The 19,535-nt window shown below is 61.4% G+C and carries 20 protein-coding genes; 12 read left to right on the top strand and 8 right to left on the bottom strand.

Annotation, left to right across the window (positions count from 1 at the left end; translation table 11 throughout):
• Position 1: 1 nt before the first annotated feature.
• Positions 2 to 1,087, bottom strand: coding sequence for an AI-2E family transporter (locus tag Q1A44_RS09210; RefSeq protein WP_299623342.1), 1,086 nt, complete (start codon positions 1,085 to 1,087; stop codon positions 2 to 4).
• On the opposite strand from Q1A44_RS09210, the gene Q1A44_RS09215 reads away from it, so the two are divergent.
• The gene (locus tag Q1A44_RS09215; RefSeq protein ID WP_299623346.1) at positions 1,086 to 1,214 is read left to right on the top strand and encodes a hypothetical protein; all 129 of its coding nucleotides are present in this window, start codon (positions 1,086 to 1,088) and stop codon (positions 1,212 to 1,214) included. The two genes, Q1A44_RS09210 and Q1A44_RS09215, sit on opposite strands and share 2 nt — an antisense overlap.
• Here the strand turns inward: Q1A44_RS09215 and Q1A44_RS09220 are convergent.
• The gene (locus tag Q1A44_RS09220) at positions 1,211 to 1,726 is read right to left on the bottom strand and encodes a fasciclin domain-containing protein (RefSeq protein ID WP_299623350.1); all 516 of its coding nucleotides are present in this window, start codon (positions 1,724 to 1,726) and stop codon (positions 1,211 to 1,213) included. The two genes, Q1A44_RS09215 and Q1A44_RS09220, sit on opposite strands and share 4 nt — an antisense overlap.
• Before the next feature lie 309 nt (positions 1,727 to 2,035).
• On the opposite strand from Q1A44_RS09220, the gene proS reads away from it, so the two are divergent.
• The 7 genes from proS to Q1A44_RS09255 all read left to right on the top strand — a co-directional run bounded on the left by proS (position 2,036) and on the right by Q1A44_RS09255 (position 9,615).
• Positions 2,036 to 3,373 (top strand): proline--tRNA ligase, encoded by a 1,338-nt coding sequence (gene proS, locus Q1A44_RS09225; protein WP_299623352.1) that lies wholly within the window; start codon positions 2,036 to 2,038, stop codon positions 3,371 to 3,373.
• Between the two features lie 4 nt (positions 3,374 to 3,377).
• A complete protein-coding gene (locus Q1A44_RS09230) occupies positions 3,378 to 4,367 on the top strand; it encodes a serine hydrolase (protein ID WP_299623356.1) in 990 nt (329 codons plus the stop codon).
• Complete coding sequence (locus Q1A44_RS09235) at positions 4,364 to 4,912, top strand: DUF2937 family protein (RefSeq protein WP_299623359.1); 549 nt, start codon at positions 4,364 to 4,366, stop codon at positions 4,910 to 4,912. The genes Q1A44_RS09230 and Q1A44_RS09235 overlap by 4 nt, the downstream gene beginning before the upstream one ends.
• A gap of 27 nt (positions 4,913 to 4,939) precedes the next feature.
• Positions 4,940 to 6,208: a lipoprotein-releasing ABC transporter permease subunit gene (locus Q1A44_RS09240; RefSeq protein WP_299623362.1), complete on the top strand. Its 1,269-nt coding sequence runs from the start codon at positions 4,940 to 4,942 to the stop codon at positions 6,206 to 6,208.
• Positions 6,201 to 6,884, top strand: coding sequence for an ABC transporter ATP-binding protein (locus Q1A44_RS09245; RefSeq protein WP_299623365.1), 684 nt, complete (start codon positions 6,201 to 6,203; stop codon positions 6,882 to 6,884). The genes Q1A44_RS09240 and Q1A44_RS09245 overlap by 8 nt, the downstream gene beginning before the upstream one ends.
• Positions 6,885 to 7,010: 126 nt before the next feature.
• Positions 7,011 to 8,564 carry a calcium-binding protein gene (locus tag Q1A44_RS09250; protein WP_299623368.1) on the top strand — a complete coding sequence of 518 codons (1,554 nt, stop codon included), beginning with the start codon at positions 7,011 to 7,013 and terminating at the stop codon, positions 8,562 to 8,564.
• 64 nt (positions 8,565 to 8,628) lie between these two features.
• A complete protein-coding gene (locus Q1A44_RS09255) occupies positions 8,629 to 9,615 on the top strand; it encodes an Ldh family oxidoreductase (protein WP_299623371.1) in 987 nt (328 codons plus the stop codon).
• Between the two features lie 24 nt (positions 9,616 to 9,639).
• Here Q1A44_RS09255 and Q1A44_RS09260 read toward each other — a convergent pair whose 3' ends face one another.
• The 3 genes from Q1A44_RS09260 to Q1A44_RS09270 form a co-directional block, all read right to left on the bottom strand.
• Positions 9,640 to 10,074: a DMT family transporter gene (locus tag Q1A44_RS09260; RefSeq protein ID WP_299623374.1), complete on the bottom strand. Its 435-nt coding sequence runs from the start codon at positions 10,072 to 10,074 to the stop codon at positions 9,640 to 9,642.
• Between the two features lie 67 nt (positions 10,075 to 10,141).
• Positions 10,142 to 10,822, bottom strand: a complete 681-nt coding sequence (locus tag Q1A44_RS09265; RefSeq protein ID WP_299623377.1) for a hypothetical protein — start codon at positions 10,820 to 10,822, stop codon at positions 10,142 to 10,144.
• Positions 10,823 to 10,903: 81 nt separating this feature from the next.
• On the bottom strand, positions 10,904 to 11,317 hold the full coding sequence (locus tag Q1A44_RS09270) for a PaaI family thioesterase (RefSeq protein ID WP_299623381.1): 414 nt from the start codon (positions 11,315 to 11,317) through the stop codon (positions 10,904 to 10,906).
• A gap of 827 nt (positions 11,318 to 12,144) precedes the next feature.
• Here Q1A44_RS09270 and Q1A44_RS09275 point away from each other — a divergent pair.
• Entirely contained in the window at positions 12,145 to 12,828 is a 684-nt protein-coding gene (locus Q1A44_RS09275) for a hypothetical protein (RefSeq protein ID WP_299623384.1), read from the top strand.
• Here Q1A44_RS09275 and Q1A44_RS09280 read toward each other — a convergent pair.
• Positions 12,825 to 14,795 (bottom strand): DNA topoisomerase IV subunit B, encoded by a 1,971-nt coding sequence (locus Q1A44_RS09280; protein ID WP_299623387.1) that lies wholly within the window; start codon positions 14,793 to 14,795, stop codon positions 12,825 to 12,827. The genes Q1A44_RS09275 and Q1A44_RS09280 overlap by 4 nt on opposite strands.
• 118 nt (positions 14,796 to 14,913) lie before the next feature.
• Between Q1A44_RS09280 and Q1A44_RS09285 the strand changes: the two genes are divergently transcribed.
• Positions 14,914 to 15,558 carry a metallophosphatase domain-containing protein gene (locus Q1A44_RS09285; protein ID WP_299623391.1) on the top strand — a complete coding sequence of 215 codons (645 nt, stop codon included), beginning with the start codon at positions 14,914 to 14,916 and terminating at the stop codon, positions 15,556 to 15,558.
• 14 nt (positions 15,559 to 15,572) lie between these two features.
• On the opposite strand, the gene Q1A44_RS09290 is transcribed toward Q1A44_RS09285, so the two are convergent.
• Positions 15,573 to 16,439 carry an alpha/beta hydrolase gene (locus Q1A44_RS09290; protein ID WP_299623395.1) on the bottom strand — a complete coding sequence of 289 codons (867 nt, stop codon included), beginning with the start codon at positions 16,437 to 16,439 and terminating at the stop codon, positions 15,573 to 15,575.
• The gene (locus tag Q1A44_RS09295) at positions 16,436 to 17,734 is read right to left on the bottom strand and encodes an alpha/beta fold hydrolase (RefSeq protein ID WP_299623397.1); all 1,299 of its coding nucleotides are present in this window, start codon (positions 17,732 to 17,734) and stop codon (positions 16,436 to 16,438) included. The genes Q1A44_RS09290 and Q1A44_RS09295 overlap by 4 nt, the downstream gene beginning before the upstream one ends.
• 185 nt (positions 17,735 to 17,919) lie before the next feature.
• On the opposite strand from Q1A44_RS09295, the gene Q1A44_RS09300 reads away from it, so the two are divergent.
• Together Q1A44_RS09300 and Q1A44_RS09305 are read left to right on the top strand one after the other, a co-directional pair.
• A complete protein-coding gene (locus Q1A44_RS09300) occupies positions 17,920 to 18,552 on the top strand; it encodes a DUF1007 family protein (protein WP_299623400.1) in 633 nt (210 codons plus the stop codon).
• The gene (locus Q1A44_RS09305) at positions 18,540 to 19,436 is read left to right on the top strand and encodes a hypothetical protein (RefSeq protein WP_299623404.1); all 897 of its coding nucleotides are present in this window, start codon (positions 18,540 to 18,542) and stop codon (positions 19,434 to 19,436) included. Before Q1A44_RS09300 ends, Q1A44_RS09305 begins: the two co-directional genes overlap by 13 nt.
• The last annotated feature ends 99 nt before the right edge of the window (positions 19,437 to 19,535 follow it).

The following is a 19,535-nucleotide window of genomic DNA, read 5'->3' on the forward strand; positions in this document are numbered from 1 at the left end:
CTTAGTCCTCGGGCCTTGGCTTGGGTTTGCCTTGGCCATCGACGCCGCGATAAAGCAGGCTTTGCTGATATTGGTCGATGGCAAAGCGGACAAAGACGCCGAGGGCGGCGGCCATCGGCACGGCGACCAACATGCCGACAAAGCCAAAGAGTGCGCCGAAAACCGACAGGGCCAGGATCAGCCAAACAGGGTGCAAACCCACGCTGCTGCCCACCAGCTTGGGGGTCAATACGTTGCCTTCGGCCACTTGCCCCAACATGAAAATGCCGGCCACAGCGGCGATCCAATGCCATTCACCCCAGAACTGGAAGAGGGCCAGACCAATGGCCAGCGCGCCGCCCACCAAGGCCCCCACATAGGGAATGAAGGTCAAAAGGCCCGCGACAAAGCCGACGACCAGCCCAAATTGCAGGCCCACCAGCATCAGGGCGACGGCATAGTAGGTGCCCAGCACCAGGCACACTGTGCCCATGCCACGGATAAAGCTGGACAGGGTCCTGTCAATCTCTGTGGCCAGTTCGCGAATGACGGGGGCATGATCTCGAGGCAGAAGCCCGTCGACCTTTTCGATCATCCGGTCCCAATCGAGCAGCAGATAGACGGCCACTACGGGCACAATGACAAAGAGGACAACGACATTGATCAGGCTCGCTGCCGACGTCAGGGCCGAGTTGAGCAATTGGCCGCCGCGATCAGACACCGTCTGGCCCAGCGAATTGAGGCTTTGGCGCAGTGTCGATCCTTCATCCAGAAGGCTGGGGAATTTTTCGGTCAGAAAGGCACCCAGATCGCGAGCAAGGTTGGGAGCTGTATTAAAAAGCTGGATGGCTTGCTGGACCAGGGTCGGCACCACAAGCATCGTCACCAGGACAAAGACAATGACCGCGGCCACGGTGATCAGGCCTGTGGCCAGCCCGCGGCTGCATCCGCGGCCTTCGAGCCAATCGGCGATTGGATCAAGGAAATAGGCGATGGCCGCACCCAGGAAAAAGGGCAGCAGCTGATCCCCAAGGGCATAAAGCAGCACGAAGAAAACCGCCGCCGCGATGCTCCAATACTTCAACTGTTCGCGCACCGGAAGCGCCATGGCATGCTCCTGTCTGGATGGGTCCGACATTGCCGGTTTCATCGGATTCTTCAAGGGCGCAACGGCAAAAGGCCCCGCCATGGCGGCGGGGCCTTTCCGTGTCGTGGTCAACTTCTATGCGGCTTAGTGGCAGGCAGGGCGCGTGCCGGGCAGCAGGACCTTGTCGATCACGTGGATCACACCGTTGTCGGCCTCAATGTTGGCGATAACAACATTTGCGGTTTCGCCTGTGCCATCGGCAATGCTCACGCCGGACGCGCCTTTGGTGATGCAAATCCGCTCAGAGGCCAGGATCGGCTTGAAATAGTTCGACCCATTGGGGATCTGCTCGGCTGTCAGGTTGCGGTCGTCCACGTGGTACAGCAATACGTTGGTCAGTTGATCCTTGTTCTCGGGCTGCAACAGCGTTTCGACCGTGCCGTCAGGCAGGGCGGCGAAGGCGTCATTGACGGGCGCAAAGACAGTGAACGGGCCAGGGCCTTGCAGGGTCTCGACCAGGCCTGCGGCGCTGACGGCGGCGACCAGGGTCGAGAAGCGGTCATCGCCCGAAGCGATCTCGACGATGTTGGCGGCCTGAGCGGCGGTGCCGAATGTCAGTGCCGTTGCTGTGATCGCGGCGAACTTGCGCAAGTGTGTCATAGTGATTATTTCCTCCAGTGTGCATCCATGCCTTTGGACATGTGACAAAGGTACGGAGGAACGCGGGCGGCGGTTCACGTCGCTCGCGCTTTCGTTATCGGTGTTTCACCTTTAAAGCCCGATGTTCCTGATCTGACCGCCCGCGACCCAATCGAGCGCCATGTGGAGCATTCCTTTGTTTTGTGGGGGCGCTGCCACCGCCTTCGGCTCCTCCGGGATATTTTTGACCAAAAGAAGTGCAGGCTTGCCGATTGCGGGGCAGGGTGCTTTGGCATAATCAGGGCGAAACTCGTATCAAGGAGCGCACGCATGCGTCTGAGCCGCTATTTTCTGCCCGTTCTCAAGGAAAACCCCAGCGAGGCACAGATCGTCAGCCACCGCTTGATGCTGCGCGCAGGCATGATCAAACAGGCCAGCGCCGGCATCTATTCCTGGCTGCCGCTGGGCTTCAAGGTGCTGCGCAAGATCGAGAACATCGTGCATGAGGAACAACAGCGCGCGGGCCATATGCCAATGCTGATGCCTACGATCCAGTCGGCGGATCTGTGGCGCGAAAGCGGCCGCTATGACGCCTACGGGGCAGAGATGCTCCGCATCAAGGACCGGCACGACCGTGACATGCTGTTCACCCCCACGGCGGAAGAGTTGATCACCGACATTTTCCGCGCCCATGTGGGCAGCTACAAGGATCTGCCCCTGACCATGTATCAGATCCAGTGGAAGTTCCGTGACGAGATCCGCCCGCGCTTTGGTGTGATGCGTGGTCGCGAGTTCCTGATGAAGGATGGGTATAATTTTGACCTGACCAAAGAGGATGCGATGCATTCCTACAACCGACACCTGGTCAGCTATCTGCGCACCTACGAGCGGATGGGTCTGCAGGCAATCCCCATGCGCGCCGACAGCGGCCCCATTGGCGGCGATGATACGCATGAATTCTTGGTGCTGGCCGAAACGGGCGAGAGCGAGGTGTTCTATGACAGCACTGTCACCGACCTGACCTTTGGCGATCGGGACATCAATTATGATGATGTGGCGCAATGCGCCGCTGTGATGGACGAGTTCACGAACCTTTATGCCCGGACCGACGAAACCCATGACGAGGCCCTTTTCAACGCCATTCCCGAGGATCGCCGTCGGGTTGCGCGGGGTATCGAGGTGGGCCAGATTTTCTATTTTGGCACCAAGTATTCCGAGGCGCTGAACGCCGTTGTCCAGGGACCGGATGGAAAGCAAAACCCGGTCCACATGGGCAGCCACGGCATAGGCGTCAGCCGCCTTTTGGGCGCCATCATCGAGGCCAGCCATGACGACAAGGGCATCATCTGGCCCGAAGGCGTGACGCCCTTCCATTGCGGGATCGTGAACCTCAAGCAGGGCGACGATGAGGCAGACGGGGCCTGCGAGGCCCTCTACACGAGCCTCAAGGCACTGGGTCTCGATCCGCTTTATGACGACCGGAACGAGCGGGCAGGGGGCAAGTTTGCCACGATGGACCTGATCGGTCTGCCCTGGCGGATCACGGTTGGCCCGCGTGGCCTCAAAAACGGGGTGGTCGAGCTGACCTCGCGCCGCACTGGCGAGAGCGAGGAGTTGCCGCCCGAAACCGCCGTGCAGAAGATCGCGGAGATTTACGCAGGGACGTGATCAGATGCGCAGTTTTCTGACCCGCTGCATTTTTCTTGTTTGGACATTTCCGGCTTTCGCTCAGGGCGGACAAGCCCAGATGAATGCGGCGGAGCTTGTGATTGCCTATGATCGCTGGCTTGTCGCGCAGAGTACGACAGGCGCCTTGGGAATGGGTATGCGGCTTGAAGATGGGCGCTGGGTCACTGTGCAATCCGCCGATGCCAATGCGCCCGGCTTTGGCGAATTGGCAAGCGTGAGCAAGTCCATAACCGCCGCTTGCGCGTTGCAACTGGTTGAAGCGGGCCGATTGGACTGGTCCGACAGGCTTCCGATGCATCTGGGCACGGCCCCTGATGTTACCGTGTCCGAATTGATCACACACACGTCTGGTCTTGGGCCGGATTCCACACAAGCAACAATGCCGTTCTGGCTGGACCGCGCGACAGACCCGTCTTTGCATTTCAGCGACCATGTGCTGAGCGCTGTGAATGCACGCGACACCCAGAGCGGAACGCGCGGTACATATCTTTACAACAATGAAAACTATGCTCTCCTGGGCCTGGTGATCGAGGCGGCCAGCGGACACCCCTTTTGGGAAACCTGTCGCGATGTCCTGGACTTGAACGACGATATTTCGCCCAGCCCACGAACCGGCGGCTTTCAGCCTTGGGGTGGCTTGCAGGCCAAACCGCGCGGGTACGTGCGCTTTCTGGAGGCGCAGTACGGCCCGGACAGTATTATCGGGGATGATCCGTTTGCGCTGCCGCATGTCGCTTTGGGCGACGGGGCCTTTTACGGTCTAGGCATTGTGTTTCGTGCATTTGGCAACGGCTACAACTTTTGGCATTTTGGGGCATTGTGTATCTCTGACCGCCTGAACATCGGCAGCTATGGCGTCATCTGGGAGGGGCAGGCGGCGGCTCTGGCCGTTTATGAAGGATGCCACGATTGGGATGCGATGGCGGCCTTGGATGGCGCAATGGCCAGAGCAGTCTATTGGGGCGGAAAATGATTATACGGGTCCTTGTGATGGTGGGCGGGTTGATGGGCGGTGGTGTGGCCTCGCAATTTCCCGAATATGCCCAGCAATACACGCAGCGTCTGGGTGGGGCCGTGGACGCGCTGGGCCAGGTGGTGGCCGATTTCGACGCCTCTGCCAGTGCCGAGGGGCTCAGCCGGAACGAGGCGCTGGCCCAAATGCAAGGCACGGACTTCATCGAACGGCGACGCGCGGACATGGCACGTACCTTTGACCGACATGCCCGGCTCGCCGCTGACCTCGAACTGCTGCAATCGGCGGGCCCCTTCATGCGGGCCTATCACGCAACGCGGCTCACGGATGGCGAGGTGGCGCGTGCAGCCCTTGCCAGCTATGAACCTGCCGTGCCGATCAATTTCGCAGGGCTCACCTTTGCGGGCAGCGGCTTTGTCGCGGGGCTTTTGGCGATGTGGGCCGCGCTCAAAATCGCGCTGTGGCCGTTTCGGCGCAGACCAGCGCGCCAGCACACTGCGCCTGCACCCACGCTTGACGTTCCGGGGCCAAACGACCAAGTCTGACCAAAACCCGAGCAGGAGCGAGAACACGTGGCCACAGCCCCCTTTGCCCCCTTCGAGTGGATGATCGCCTGGCGCTATTTGCGCGCCCGGCGGGCCGAAGGCGGGGTCAGCACCATGACCTGGATCAGCCTCATCGGGATTACGCTTGCCGTCTTTGCCCTGATTGCGACGCTGTCGGTCCGCTCGGGCTTTCGCGCGGAATTTGTCGACACCATCCTGGGGGCAAATGCCCATGTCACCGTCTACCAGATCGGGCAGGTGGACGAGGCGGGCCGCATCGACCGGACGATTGCCGACTATGACACGACCGCTGCGGCGCTGCAGGCGCTTCCCGGTGTGACGCGGGCCGCGCCGCTGGTGCGAGGCCAGGTGATGGCCAATCTGCGCAGTCGGAATGCAGGCGTCGAAGTCTTTGGCCTCAGCGCCACCAATCTCGGCACGCTGCCACGTATCGCGGACCCTGAAACTTCCCAAGGCGACATCACGCGGTTCGAACAGGGGGTTGCCATCGGTTCAGGTGTCGCGCGCGAGTTGGGCGCGCAAGTGGGCGACCGGATCAAGCTGATATCGCCCAACGGCGTGCGCACCGCTTTTGGGACCAGCCCACGGATCAACGCCTATGAGGTCACCTACATCTTTTCCGCCGGACGCTATGACATTGACCGCACGCGGGTCTATCTGCCTCTGGCCGAGGCGCAATCCTTCTTCAACCGCGAGAACGTGGTGGACGAGATCGAGGTGATGGTGGAAACGCCCGAAGCGGTCGACAGCTATCTCGCTTCGATCCTTATGACGGCGGGTGAACGGGCCCAGGTCTGGACCTGGCGCGATGCGTCCGGCGGCTTCCTGCGAGCGCTGGAGGTTGAGGACAACGTGATGTTCATCATCATGTCGATCCTGGTGCTGATCGCGGCAATGAACATTGTTTCGGGCTTGATCATGCTGGTCAAAAACAAGGGGCGCGACATTGGCATCCTGCGCACAATGGGACTGTCCGAAGGGTCGATCCTGCGCGTCTTTTTCATCTGCGGGGCCTTTACCGGTGTGATCGGAACGGCGTTCGGAGTGATCCTGGGCTGCCTCTTTGCGGTCTACATTGATCCAATTTTTTCTGTGCTGATGGGCGGCGACTGGACGCCCGAGAAATACGGGCTGTATTCGTTGCCCGCCGAATTGCATCTCGACGATGTGCTGTCGGCGGTCGCCCTTTCGCTGGGGTTGTCGTTCATCGTGACGATCTTTCCGGCACGGCGGGCGGCACGCATGAACCCGGTCGAGGCGCTGCGCTATGAGTGATCCGGTTCTGAACCTGCAAGGCATCACCAAGACCTACAACAAGGGCAAGCCCACCGCCGTTGATGTGCTGCGCGGCGTTGACCTGAGCGTGGCCAAAGGCGAGGTGGTCGCGTTGGTGGCGCCATCGGGGGCCGGCAAATCCACGCTGCTGCATATCGCGGGGCTTCTGGATACGGCCGACGCGGGCGCAGTGACGCTGGCCGGGCAGGACATGACGCGGCAGTCTGACCGCAAACGGACAGCGGCGCGGCGCACACAAGTGGGTTTTATTTATCAATTCCACCACCTCTTGCCGGAATTCACCGCCCTGGAAAACATCGTTCTGCCACAACTCAGCGCAGGCGTGGCAAGGTCCGATGCTGATGCACGGGCGCGCGATTTGCTGGCGCAAGTGGGTGTGGATCATCGCGCCGATCACCGGCCCGCCGCACTGTCGGGAGGCGAGCAACAGCGCGTCGCTTTTTGCCGGGCGCTGGCCAACGCGCCCCGGCTTTTGCTGGCGGATGAGCCGACGGGCAACCTTGACCCGGATACGGCTGATCAGGTTTTTGACACGCTGATTGGATTGGTACGCGACACCGGGCTGTCGGCGCTGATCGCCACGCACAACCTTGAACTGGCGGCTCGGATGGACCGGAAAGTCGCACTTGAGAGTGGGCAGCTCACAGTGCGCTGAGCCAAGATGAAGGTCACTTGGCACATATTTGGAAACACTGTGTTTTCCTCATTTTGCTCGGGTAAGTTGCGGTTCTGTGATAGGGCAACGTGGTTAACTGGTTAATTTTTGCGTGTCGGAGCCCTCATGACCCCCCTGATGACCCTCTTGATTGTGACCCTTGCGCCGCTCATCGGCGCCTTGGGCAGTTCGTCTTCTGTGATTGAAACGGATGAAACGGACGATGTCGTGGACGTCGACGACCCCGATGCGCCGATTGATGATGGGGGCGACCTGCTTGGCGATGACACGATCGCCGATGATCTGATGGGCACCGCGGACAACGACACGATCAACGGCCTGGGCGAAGATGACACGCTGAGCGGTGGTGCTGGTGATGACGTTGTTTCGGGCGGTGAAGGCGATGATGCGGTGGCTGGCAACGCAGGCAACGACACGGTGTCGGGCGATGCAGGCAATGACACGGTCACGGGCAACGCAGGCGACGATGTGCTGGCGGGTGGCTTGGGCGATGACAGCGTTGTGGGCGGCGTGGGTGCGGACATCGTGCAGGGCGACGCGGGCAACGATATCCTGCAAGGCGGCACTGCGGCAGACCCTTTTGATGATGAGGCCGACACGCTGCTGGGTGGCGAGGGGCTCGACACGTTGTTCCTGTCGGACAACGACATTGGCACGGGCGGCGCGGACGCGGACCAATTTGTGCTGAGCGCGGGGGAAACCGGTGCAATCACCGTGACAGATTTTGACCCCGCCGAGGATGCGCTGGTCTTTGAAGTGGCGGAAGAAGGCGACGTGTCGGTTGTCAGCCAGACCATTCTGGCCGACGGTGTGCTGGTGGCATTCGACAATGGGGCCACGGCGCTGTTGCAGGGCCTGACCGAAGAAGTGTCCGAAGATGCGATCTTGTTCGTGACCGCAGAAGACGGCCCTGACGAAGACACGACGCCTGGCGATGATACGACCCCCGGCGACGATACGATGACGGGCGATGACACAACCCCGGGGGACGACACCGTGACGGGCGACGACACCGTGACGGGCGACGACACCGTGACGGGCGACGACACCGTGACGGGTGACGATACCATGCCGGGCGATGATACCGTACCCGTCGACGACCCAGGCGTCGTTAGCTTTACCGGCACGGATGATGGCGAAACTTATGCAGGCCCCGGACCGACGCAGGCGGTTAATGCGGATCTGCAAGGGGGCGATGATACCGGCAGCGGTGATGCGCTGAATGATACGATCGCAGGCGGTGCAGGAGCGGATGCGCTGAGCGGCGCGGCAGGAGATGACGTGCTCTTCTCCACCAGCGCGGACAGTACCGTTGCCTCTGACAGTGATGCCGATACGCTGGCTGGTGGTCTGGGCGACGATATACTGGTGTTGGGCACCGGGGATACGGGCACCGGTGGCGAGGGGGCAGACAGCTTTGTTCTCGCCTCAGACGTTGCTGGCACCGTGATCGTGACCGACTTTGACGCGACAAATGACGCATTGGTGGTCGAGGCAACTGATCCGGACGGTGTCACTATCGTTGGGCAAAGCCTTGAGGCGGATGGCGTGCTGATTACCCTGTCCACCGGCGGTTCGGTTCTGCTGCAGGGGCTGTCAGCCCCGATTGATGCGGCGCTGGTGCAGGGCGTGTCGCCTGGGGTCACTGCGGCGGGTTGACGGGCCGAGGCGGTTTTGATCTGACTGCGCGTCAGCGGCCCCTTGCCGCAGGGGAAGTATCACGATGGCCACCGTCTCTCAAAGCGACATTGAAATCACCGTTCAGGCGGCGCTGCTGCGCCATGGCGCGGGCGCTTTTGCTGCCGCAGAAGTGGCACGCGCTGTGGCTCGGGCCGAGGCAGCGGGCAACCGGATTTGCGGTCTCTACTATCTCGAAAGCTATTGCGCGCAATTGACCACGGGCCGGGTCAAAGGCGATGTCGTGCCCCTTGTGACAACGCCCCGACCTGCCGCCATTCATGTGGATGCGCGCATGGGCTTTGCCCAACCGGCCTTTGCTTATGGTCTGGCCCCGGCTCTGGATGCCGCGCGCCAGTTCGGGGTCGCAAGCCTCGCAGTGGGTCACGCCCACACCTGCACGTCGCTGGGCTATTTCACCGAACAGATCGCGCAAGCCGGGCTGATCGGCATCGGCTTTACGAACGCGTCGCCCATCGTGGCCCCGCCCGGTGGAAAATCCCGGGTGATCGGCACCAACCCCATCGCCTTTTCCGTGCCTGACGGGCAGGGGGGGCTTGCGCTGCAATTCGACCAATCGACGACGACTGTGGCCTTGGGCAAGATCACCATGGCCAAGGCGGCTGGTGAGAAAATCCCCTCGGGCTGGGCGCTGGACGCAGACGGCAATCCCACCACCGATCCCGAGGCCGCTATTGGCGGTTCGCTCGTGTCGATGGGCGGCTACAAGGGCTGGGGTTTTGGCCTGATGGCGGAACTGCTGGCCGCAGGCATGACCGGCGGCGTGCTCAGCCGCGATGTCAAACCGCTCAAGGCGCCTGAGGGGCCACCGCACGATCTGGGCCAGTATTACCTGCTGATCGACCCCAGCACATCGGATGCCTTTGGCGACCGGCTGGCCGCTCTGGCGGCACTGGTAGATGCGGATGAGGGCGGGCGGATACCGGGCCAGAACCGTGTTCTGGCCGATCCGGTGGACGTGGACCCCGCAGCATGGTCACAGGCGCTGGAACTGGCGGATATGAACGACTAAGCGATGGCAGGCGACACGCCCGCCTTATGCCTGCTGCGTCAACCACACCCCTGCGGCCATCAGGGCTATCCCACCCAGGCGCGCGGGCCCCAAGGCCGTCACCTGCGCGCCAAAGAGCCCGAAATGGTCAATGGCCGCCGCACTGATCAATTGTCCCAACAGCACAAAGAACACCGCGTTACCGACCCCGAAATGGGGCGCGATATAGGTGATCGAGAGCACGTAAAAGGCAATCAGAACGCCTGCGAGCAGCAGATGCTTGGGGGCTGCAGCCACGCGGGCCATGCCCTGCCCGCCCGAGAGGGCAAAGAACACCGCCGAACTGGCCAACGCGATCAGAAACAGGATGGTGGCCGCCGCTGCGGGGCTGCCCAGGCGGACGCCCAGGGCCGCGTTCAGTGTCGCCAGGATGGGTATGCCGATCCCCGCCAGCAGCATGATCAGCGCATATTGGGCCATTGGGCACCTCCTGTTGCATCTGGCGATGGCGGACGACACGTCCGCCTTACGGGGATCCTGGCGCCCCTCATCCGCAAATTCCGTCGATTTGAACGCCGTCCCAGGGCAGTTGCACGTCATAGGGGCGCGACTGCGGCAACGGCGCCACCGGCATCGCTCCGCTGATCAGTGCATGGAGGCGTTTGGTGCGCGGGGCCTGAGGGTCCAGTGCCCGACAGCACACAAACTCCTCCACGATGGAACCTTGTTGCTCGTAGCCGAAATCGCCGAACACCCGATCATCGCTGACGTCAAACAGATAGGGGTCCGCGCCGCGCCGATGTTCGCGCGCCGCGCGCAGCGGCGAATAGCCTGTCGTCTTGCGGTTCTGCCACTGCCAGACATGCGTCAATTCATGGGCCAGCAGCATGGCCGCGATCAGGTTCACCTTGTCCGGGTATTCCGGCACGTAGTCGTCCAGATACCAGTCGCGATCAAACAGCACCCGCGTCCAGAGCGCCACCGCCGCTGGCTTGGCCGTCACAATCGCATCCTTGGGCGGCGGCAAAATCCGCTCGCGGCACGTGGTGCGCGGCCGCGCTTTGCGCCGAAAGGTGACCGCCCGCGTGGGGGACCCTTCCACCAGTCGCACGCGCGTCACATCCAGGCTGTCGCCATGCAGTGTCCGGGTAAAGGCAATCTCGGCCTCGGTCAGGGGCCGCCCGCAACCCGCCAGCAGCGTCAGGATCAAAAACATGCGCAGGATCATGGGCGCAGTAGGGGGCGGATGGATGCGGGGATCAAGGGAAAATATGGTGCGCCTGATGATTAGCGTCTGTGCAGGTGTCAATCACATCGGCGGGGCCGCAAAGGTCGCCGTGGCCAGGGCGATGGGCTTGCCCGACGGGGCGGCAACCAGCGTGCAGCGCGCAAAGATCAGCGCCTTGCCCGCCCGCGTAACCTCGGCCTGTGCCTGAATGCAGTCGCCGCTGCCGGGGCGCAGGAATTGGGTGTCGAGGGTTACGGTCGCCACAGGCACCATCCGCCCCAGATGCGCGCCGCAGGCCAGCACCATCGCCGTGTCGGCCAGCGTGGCCAATGCCTGACCCGACACGATCCCGCCCACCCGCGCGATGTCGTTGGTGATCGGGATGTCGAGGGTCAGGCCCTCGGCGTCGACGCGGGTGACTGTCGGGGTCAGGGCCAGGACCCAGGGTGCGAAATTCTCGTTCAGAAAGCGTTGTGCATCATCTGTATTTACCATGCGGCCAGCCTGACTGGCGGGCCCCGTCGATGCAAGCCTTGCGTTTCAATCCCGTCGCGGAGCCGTGAGCAAAGATGATCAAACAGGGGGTTTTTGTGTCAAAGGGGCGTGCCCACCTTGGTGTCATGATCGCAGAGATACGCTTTGCGGCACGCACCGCAGGCCACCACTCACGGGTTCCCGGCCTGCCTGGAAAGGACTGAAAAGATGGAAAAAGTTATCATTCCCACTGTGTTTGGATTTGCTGCGCTGATGAGCCTTTGGGCTGTGGTCGGCGTCACGATCTGACGGTTTTGCCCCCGGTGTCATGGACGTCACGGGCGGCAGAGCACGCGGCGGAGGGCCTTGCCGGTGTCCCCCTTCGAGTAAGGCCCCCGTCGCCTTGAAATGGCCTTGATATCGCCCCGGTTGGGTAAATCCCGGTTAACCCTTGGAGGGCGATAGTGAAGGTGAGACGGGCAGCGTATTGGCCCGGATAAGTTTAGCGAGTGACGGCGGAGGCGTTAGCCTCCGCTTTTTTGCCAGCGTCCGCAAAGCGGGCGCGTCACCCGGCAGCGTATCGCTTTGCGATGCGCGAGAGGGTCGGGGATCACCTAATTCAGATCTACCTTGCTGCTTTGCCCTCAGGGCGGAATCAAGGCTGAAAGCCGCCGCCTCATCGCCGGGCCGCCCCCCGGCACGGCGGTTTGGTTGATGTAGGCGCTGAGATTTGAGCGAGGAGGTACCTGGCTGCCATAAAGTGCTGTCGCAGAACGGTCGGATCGCCGCACCGCGGCCCGACGATCGGTCTGCTTGGCCCTACTTTGAACTGGTGCTACGTTTGCGATATGAACATAGACGCCGAGCAGTATTTTGAACTGGTTAAGCAGGATGTGTTTTCTGCACGGATCGAATGGCGTCTGTACAGAAGCTTATTTGGCACTAATCCTGAAACAGTGGAGTTTTTGAACAAAATTTCAGGCCGAACGGCAAACACATTGGAACGCGTTCTGTTTGAGCGCACGCTTTTGAATTTACGCAAGCTCACTGATCGGCCTGAGAATACACGTTGGAATGAGAAGTCGGTTACTTTGCGTGGCCTCTCGCATTTTTTCTTTGTTGAGGATGCGCAGTTGAAACGTTTACAAACCCAAGCCATAGAAAAGGCAAGCTTTGCAAAAAACTGGTCTGACAAGAAGATCGCACACTCTGACTTAGACCATCGGACAAACGCGGTAAAACTTAGCTCAGCAAGTCGCGAAAGAGTTGATAATGCTCTAGAAGCTGCTGCCGAAGTAATCAAACACGTTGCGAAAGAACACTACGGATATACACAGATCACCCACCCAATTCCTGATGCGAATGATGAACGATGGTTCTTGTTGCACCTATTCGAAGGTGCGCGCGCGTTTGATGAAAAAGAGCGACTAAGCAGAGAATACTCTGCTTCAGGGCGGTACGTTGAGCGAGACAGTCTTTATGACTTCCCTAGTTGGCTAGATCGACCGGAGCCACCGTTTGACATCGATTAAACATCCAACTCCTCCACAAACCGCGCATTCTCCTGAATATACTGAAACCGCATCTCCGGTTTCTTCCCCATCAGCCTCTCCACCAGGTCCCCGGTTTCCCCCGGCTCATCCTCGTCAATCGACACCCGGATCAGTTTCCGCGTGGCCGGGTTCATCGTTGTGTCCTTGAGGTCCTTTGCATCCATCTCGCCCAGACCCTTGAACCGTGACACGTCGATCTTGCCCTTGCCGCCCAATCCCTTCTCAAGGTGGGCGTTTTTTTCGACCTCGTCCAAACAATAGACCCGCTTCGCCCCCTGGGTCAGGCGGAACAAAGGCGGGCAGGCGAGGTACAGGTGCCCCTGGTCGATCATCGGCCGCATCTGGGTAAAGAAGAACGTCATCAGAAGTGCTGCGATATGCGCGCCGTCCACGTCCGCGTCGGTCATGATGATGACCTTGTCATAACGCAGGTCGTCCACGTTGAATTTCGTGCCCAACCCCACGCCAAGCGCCTGCGTTAGATCAGAGATTTCGGCGTTGGACCCCAGCTTGCTTGAGGCCGCGCCCAACACGTTCAAAATCTTGCCGCGCAGGGGCAAGAGCGCTTGCGTCTTGCGATCGCGCGCCATTTTGGCGGACCCGCCCGCGCTATCGCCCTCCACGATAAACAGCTCGGTGCCGTCCCGGTTCGTGGCTGAACAATCGACCAGCTTGCCGGGCAGGCGCAGCTTTTTCGTGGCGGTCTTGCGCGCGGTCTCTTTCTCCATCCTCCGGCGCAGGCGTTCTTCGGCCCGCAACACCAGAAAGTCGAGGATCGCACCGGCCGATTTGGTGTCGGCGGCCAGCCAGTTGTCAAAATGGTCGCGGACGGAGTTTTCGACCATCCGCTGCGCGTCGACCGTGGCCAGCCGGTCCTTGGTCTGGCCGACGAATTCCGGCTCGCGGATGAAACACGACACCAGCGCGCCCGCCCCTGTGATCAGGTCTTCGCGGGTGATGGTGGACGCCTTTTTATTGTTCACCAACTCGCCATAGGCCTTGATCCCCTTAAGGATCGCGGCCCAGAACCCCGCTTCGTGCGTGCCGCCCTCGGGCGTGGGGACCGTGTTGCAATAGGACTGGATGAAACCGTCGCGCGCAGGCGTCCAGTTGATCGCCCATTCCACTTTGCCCGGAACCTTGAACTTCTCGAACGACACCGCGCCTGCGAACGGCGCGTCTGCATAGGTTGTGGCACCCGCCATCACTTCGGTCAGGTAATCGGCCAGACCGCCGGGAAAGTGGAATGTCGCCTCAAGCGGTGTGTCGCCATCAGGAATCGCCGTTTTCCAACGGATTTCCACACCGGAAAAGAGGTACGCCTTGGACCGCGCCATCTTGAACAGCCGCGCAGGCTTGAGTTTGAGCGAGCCAAAAATGTCCGGGTCTGGGTGGAAGGTCACGGATGTGCCGCGCCGATTGGGGGCGGCCCCGATCCTGGCCAGCGGGGCCTGCGGCACGCCGCGCGAAAACTCCATGGCAAAGAGTTCCTTGTTCCGCGCCACCTCGACCCGTAGGTGATCCGACAGGGCGTTGACGACGGATGAACCAACACCGTGCAGCCCGCCCGAGGTCTCATAGCTGTCGCCGGAGAACTTGCCGCCCGCATTGAGCGTACAAAAGATGATCTCAAGCGCGGTCTTGGATGGGTCCTTGGGGTGCGCGCCGGTGGGAATGCCCCTGCCGTTGTCGCGCACCGACACGTGCCCGTTTGCGTGCAGCTCGACTTCAATCCAGGTGGCGTGGCCTGCAACGGCCTCGTCCATGGAGTTGTCGATGATCTCGGCCACCATGTGGTGCAGGGCGCGGTCGTCCTTGCCGCCGATATACATGCCCGGGCGCAGCCGCACATGTTCCATATCCTCCAGCACCTGGATGGAGGAGGCATCATAGTCAGACGGCGACGGTTTCTTGGGAAACTCGTCCGGAACCAGAAGATCGGTCATGGCTGCTGCTCTTTTTTCGTTGGTTGGACGACACTATGCCAGAGCCGGGGGAGGGGGGGAAGATGCTGTGTGCCGTAGGCTCTGGACATATGGAAGGACATTGCGTCCAGTGGCGGAGATGAGACTTGTCATAATCAGCGATACCCACGGGCGTCATTCAGAGTTGGGGCGTCTGTCAGGCGACATTCTAATCCATTGTGGCGATTTCGAAGATATGTTTCAGCGCAACGGTGATGTGCTTGGAAATGTGGATCGTTGGTTTGCGAAACAGCATTTCGAGCACATCATCTGCATTGGCGGAAACCACGACCGGACGCTGGAATATTGCGGGGCCAAGAGGGCGCAGCCCTTTCGAAACGCCACCTATTTACAGGATGAGGAATTTTCCTTTCGCGGCCGCCGGTTCTATGGCGCGCCCTGGGTGCCGGACCTGCCAAACCATGCGTTTTACGCAGGTGATGCCGCCTTGCGAGCCGCTTGGGCGGCAATCCCACCTGATGTTGATGTGTTGGTGAGTCATACGCCACCCGCCGGAATTCTCGATGTTTCAAGCCGTGGGCGGGCTTTGGGCTGCCGACATTTGACAGACAGACTGGCGCAGGTGCGACCGGCGCTGCATTGTTTTGGCCATGTGCATGCAAGTGCGGGCCAGCGGGTGATCGGCGAGACGACATATGTCAACGCAAGTTCGGTCAACAGCAGCATGACCATTGCGCATGCTCCGGTCGTCATTGACCTGCCGGAAAAAGGGGCTTGTGCGTGACAAATGGTTTTCGGTCAGGCAAGCCAGTCGTGGATAATCCCTGCCACCTCTTGCGGCTTTTGATGCAGCACCCAGTGATCTGCCCCGGAAATGCAGGCCCGTTTCAGATCGGGCGCGAACTCCTCCAGCCCTTCGGTTGATGAGGGCAGGAGGGCTTTGTCGTCTTCGCCCCAGATCAGCAGGTGCGGGCATCGGACCCGCAGTTTGTCCAGCGGCAGATCGGGCATTGGCACTGGCGCGCCCGGGTCGGCCACAACAAGCGGTGAGGCGCGATACCAGTTGATCATGCCCCGCAACCCCGATTGCCGCCAGGCAGCCTTTTGCCCGTCAAGCCGAGAGCCCGATAGCCAGCTCATGTCCATCTTGGCCGAAAAGAAGCCCAGCATACCCGCGAAATCATCTGCCGCCAGCGCATCCTCGGACCCTGGCTGGCGCAAATAGTTGATGTATTGCGAGGCCGCGGATTGCGCCCCGCCAGACGCCATCGCCCGCTGAAACGGCACTGGATGCACGCCATTGGCCACGATCAGCCGATCGACCAGATGCGGTTGGAACATCGCCAACCCATAGGCCACGGCCGCGCCCCAGTCATGGCCAAAGACAGTGACCGGGCCACCGTCACCGATCAGCGCGACCATGTCCCCCACCAGCTGCGAGGTCGCATAGGCCCCCACCTCATCGGGCGCATAGCTGCCGCCATAGCCCCGCTGATCCGGCGCAATGCAGTGAAACCGGTCAGCCAAAAGCGGGGCCAGATCGCCCCAGGCGCCGCCATATTCGGGAAAGCCATGCAGCATCAGCATCTTGGGCAACCCAGGATCGCCCCAGGAGCGGATCACAAAGTCTTGGCCCCACAGCCTTCGTGTCTCGACCCGCATCATTCGCCCTTGGGCTTGGTTTCGAACATGAGCCCCGCGGCAGTGCGCGGCGCAAATCCCCGCCAATAGGTGTGGTCCTCGGTCGGCACGCCTGCGTCATCCAAATCAACCAGGCCGTCGCTCGATGTGGGCACCAGATCGAAATAACCCGCCATGTCCGCCTCGTCCTTGAGGTGCAACCCCATGAAAGCGGTCGCAAAATGCTGGGCAATGTTGTTCATCCGCGTCGTGTCCCAGACCGCATCGGCATAATGCTCGAACGGCACAAAATCGAGGCCCTCGACGGGTGCCCAGCTTTCGATGGGGGCAGGCATCGGGGCCGCAGCATTGTGGTTGGCATGATCAAAAGTGAGCAAATGCCGATCCGTGCCCACCGCTTCGTCAAAGATGGTGCGCATGGCGGAATAGACCGACACGTCGTCCCTGCCGCCCGCCATCAGCATTGTGGGCACGCGGAGCCCCGCCAAGCCTTCCATGTCCCAAAAGCCAGCATTGTTGCCCCAGGGGCCAATTGCAATGACGGCTTTGACGCGCGGATCAATCAGCGCCTCGTGACTGTCAGAGCCTGCCAGATGCGCGGAAAGCAAGCCGTTGGGTGCACCCCAGCTGAACTCGGTCGATGCTTGGGTGACGCCCGCACCGCCAAAGATCAGCGCGCCGTACCCGCCCATGGAATAGCCGATCACGCCGGTCTGATCTGCATTCACGATGTCACCCAACGGCCCAGTCATCCCCGCCATGTGATCCACCACAAAAGCCTGATCGAGGGGCCGGTTGAACAGGGTGGAACCAAACGCGGCCTGGTCCGAATAGGTGCTGTCGGTGTGGTCAATGGATACTGTGACATAGCCTTTGGAGGCCAGATTTTCACCCAGATGCGCCATCAGATAACGGTTGCCAGGATAACCGTGGCTGATCACGATCAGGGGAAAGCGGGTGCCCGTCGCGGGCTCCGCATCGCGCACGGCCTGACCGGTCAGGGTCACTTCGGTTGCGCCATCGCGGATCAACGCGCGGTAGCTGCCCCCGGGCACCGTGCCCTCTGCCGCCGGATACCAGACCTCCAAAGTCAGGGGGCGATCATAGCGGGGGACATCCTTGCCTTCCACGCCAAGCACATCGACGCTGTCCGGGATCTTCACGTCAAGGGTCTGCACACCGACGCTGAACGCGCCATAGGCGGCCAGCTCAGGCGCATCGGGGCGGATTTGGTCAATAGGATTGGCCAGCGCATCTGCCGCGACGGTGGTGGTTAGTGCGGCGGTTGCGGCCAACAGGTGCTGTGTGCGACGGGGCATCCAAGGCTCCTTTTCGAGCGATTGTTCAAAAGGCGTAACACGCAGGCACTGACTATGGCGCCCACTGTGACAGAGCACGCGGCGCATTCAAGCGGTGATGCATCATACCATATCGGCAGCGTCCCGCCGAATGCACATCGCGGCAGGGCTTGAGCCTTTGGGTGGTCGCGACTACATCTGCGTGCATGTTCCGCTCGTTCCTCCGCAGCATTGCGATCCTTGCCCTTTTGCCGGCCGCCGCATCGGCGCACCCGCATGTCTTTGTGGACACGCAACTGCGCCTGCAAATCAACGAAGCAGGCATATTTGAAGGGATCGAGGTCAAGTGGACCTATGATGATTTCTATTCCATGTTGCTGCTGGCTGATATGGGCCTCGACCGCGACGGGGACGGACGTCTGGTGCAGGGTGAGACGATCCTTCTGGACGGCTTCGACCGGCAGTGGATCGAAGGGTATCAAGGCGACACTTACGTAACGCGGGATGGCGTGCCCGTAGCCCTTGGCCCCCCCGAGGGGCGCGGCACCACGGTTGAAAACGGATTGATCACCACAACCCATTTTCGCGCAGCGAGCGGGCCTGCGGACGGTCTCGTGATCAAGGCCTTTGACCCCACATTCTACACCGCTTACAGCCTCGTGGGTCCGGTGGACACAGGTGCCTTCTGCGAGGCCGCCATCCTGCCTGCGGATCTGGACGCGGCCTATACCCTGGTCGAAGAGCTGCTTTATGCCACCCCCTCATCCGATGCCGAACAGGACTATCCCGAGGTTGGCGAAGCTTTTGCGGATACGGTGCGCCTGACATGCGCCTCCTGAAAATCGGAGTTCTGAGCGTCGCGATTGTGCTGCTGGTCTGGCTCTTTGGCATGGGCGGGATCGGAGACATTTCGCGCTGGGCCGCCGCCGAACAGCGTGAGGCACAAAATGCGCTGGCCGCAGGCCTGCGGGCCGTGCGCGCGGACGAGCCGAGGGCGTGGTTCGCGCTGATGGGCGTCTGTGCCGCTTACGGGTTTTTCCATGCGGCGGGGCCGGGCCATGGCAAGTTGGTGATCGGCGGATATGGCGCCGCGGCACGGGTCACTGCCTGGCGGCTGTCGTGGATGGCTGTCGCTGCGTCCTTGGCCCAAGCGCTGGCCGCGATCGTTCTGGTCGGCGTGGGCGCCCTGCTGTTGGGCTGGGGCCGGGCCGAGATGACAGAGACGGCGGAACAGGTACTGGCCCCGGCCAGCTACGCCGCCATCGCCCTGGTGGGGCTGTGGCTGGTCGTGCGGGGTGTGCGGCGTGCGCTCACGGTGCCAAAACACGCCCATGATCACGATATCGACGCTGACGGGCACTGTCACAGCTGCGGCCACGCCCACGGCCCCAGCGTGGAACAGGCCGAAAACGTAAACTCCTGGCGGGACGCAGCGGCCATCATTGCCTCCATCGCCATACGGCCCTGTACGGGGGCGGTTTTCCTGCTGATCCTGTGCTTTGGGCTTGGCATTCCGCTGGCCGGAATAGCGGGGGCGCTGGTCATGGGGCTGGGCACGGCAAGTGTCACGGTGCTGGTGGCTTTGGCCGCTGTGGGCACACGGCGCACGGCGCTGGCGGGCTGGTCCGGCAGCGGGGCGTTGCGGGCCATGGCGCTGATCGAAGTCGTGGCAGGCGGGCTGATTGCATTGATCGCAATCGCTCTGGTGCTTCCCTTCCTCTGAATTGAGAGCCACAACCCCTGCGCGAGCATCTCAAGCATTCGCAACCGTATGCATGGCCAAGGGTGGCATCCTGACGCCCGCCACACGCGAGGGCTTTTC

Source organism: uncultured Tateyamaria sp. (genome assembly GCF_947503705.1).
Taxonomy (GTDB): domain Bacteria; phylum Pseudomonadota; class Alphaproteobacteria; order Rhodobacterales; family Rhodobacteraceae; genus Tateyamaria.

Excerpts from the sequence above, each read along its gene's own strand:
- Q1A44_RS09215 (WP_299623346.1), top strand. The coding sequence starts at position 1,086 with ATGGCATGCTCCTGTCTGGATGGGTCCGACATTGCCGGTTTCATCGGA.
- Q1A44_RS09210 (WP_299623342.1), bottom strand. The coding sequence starts at position 1,087 with ATGGCGCTTCCGGTGCGCGAACAGTTGAAGTATTGGAGCATCGCGGCG.
- Q1A44_RS09220 (WP_299623350.1), bottom strand. The coding sequence starts at position 1,726 with ATGACACACTTGCGCAAGTTCGCCGCGATCACAGCAACGGCACTGACA.
- proS (WP_299623352.1), top strand. The coding sequence starts at position 2,036 with ATGCGTCTGAGCCGCTATTTTCTGCCCGTTCTCAAGGAAAACCCCAGC.
- Q1A44_RS09230 (WP_299623356.1), top strand. The coding sequence starts at position 3,378 with ATGCGCAGTTTTCTGACCCGCTGCATTTTTCTTGTTTGGACATTTCCG.
- Q1A44_RS09235 (WP_299623359.1), top strand. The coding sequence starts at position 4,364 with ATGATTATACGGGTCCTTGTGATGGTGGGCGGGTTGATGGGCGGTGGT.
- Q1A44_RS09245 (WP_299623365.1), top strand. The coding sequence starts at position 6,201 with ATGAGTGATCCGGTTCTGAACCTGCAAGGCATCACCAAGACCTACAAC.
- Q1A44_RS09250 (WP_299623368.1), top strand. The coding sequence starts at position 7,011 with ATGACCCCCCTGATGACCCTCTTGATTGTGACCCTTGCGCCGCTCATC.
- Q1A44_RS09255 (WP_299623371.1), top strand. The coding sequence starts at position 8,629 with ATGGCCACCGTCTCTCAAAGCGACATTGAAATCACCGTTCAGGCGGCG.
- Q1A44_RS09260 (WP_299623374.1), bottom strand. The coding sequence starts at position 10,074 with ATGGCCCAATATGCGCTGATCATGCTGCTGGCGGGGATCGGCATACCC.
- Q1A44_RS09265 (WP_299623377.1), bottom strand. The coding sequence starts at position 10,822 with ATGATCCTGCGCATGTTTTTGATCCTGACGCTGCTGGCGGGTTGCGGG.
- Q1A44_RS09270 (WP_299623381.1), bottom strand. The coding sequence starts at position 11,317 with ATGGTAAATACAGATGATGCACAACGCTTTCTGAACGAGAATTTCGCA.
- Q1A44_RS09275 (WP_299623384.1), top strand. The coding sequence starts at position 12,145 with ATGAACATAGACGCCGAGCAGTATTTTGAACTGGTTAAGCAGGATGTG.
- Q1A44_RS09280 (WP_299623387.1), bottom strand. The coding sequence starts at position 14,795 with ATGACCGATCTTCTGGTTCCGGACGAGTTTCCCAAGAAACCGTCGCCG.
- Q1A44_RS09285 (WP_299623391.1), top strand. The coding sequence starts at position 14,914 with ATGAGACTTGTCATAATCAGCGATACCCACGGGCGTCATTCAGAGTTG.
- Q1A44_RS09290 (WP_299623395.1), bottom strand. The coding sequence starts at position 16,439 with ATGATGCGGGTCGAGACACGAAGGCTGTGGGGCCAAGACTTTGTGATC.
- Q1A44_RS09295 (WP_299623397.1), bottom strand. The coding sequence starts at position 17,734 with ATGCCCCGTCGCACACAGCACCTGTTGGCCGCAACCGCCGCACTAACC.
- Q1A44_RS09300 (WP_299623400.1), top strand. The coding sequence starts at position 17,920 with ATGTTCCGCTCGTTCCTCCGCAGCATTGCGATCCTTGCCCTTTTGCCG.
- Q1A44_RS09305 (WP_299623404.1), top strand. The coding sequence starts at position 18,540 with ATGCGCCTCCTGAAAATCGGAGTTCTGAGCGTCGCGATTGTGCTGCTG.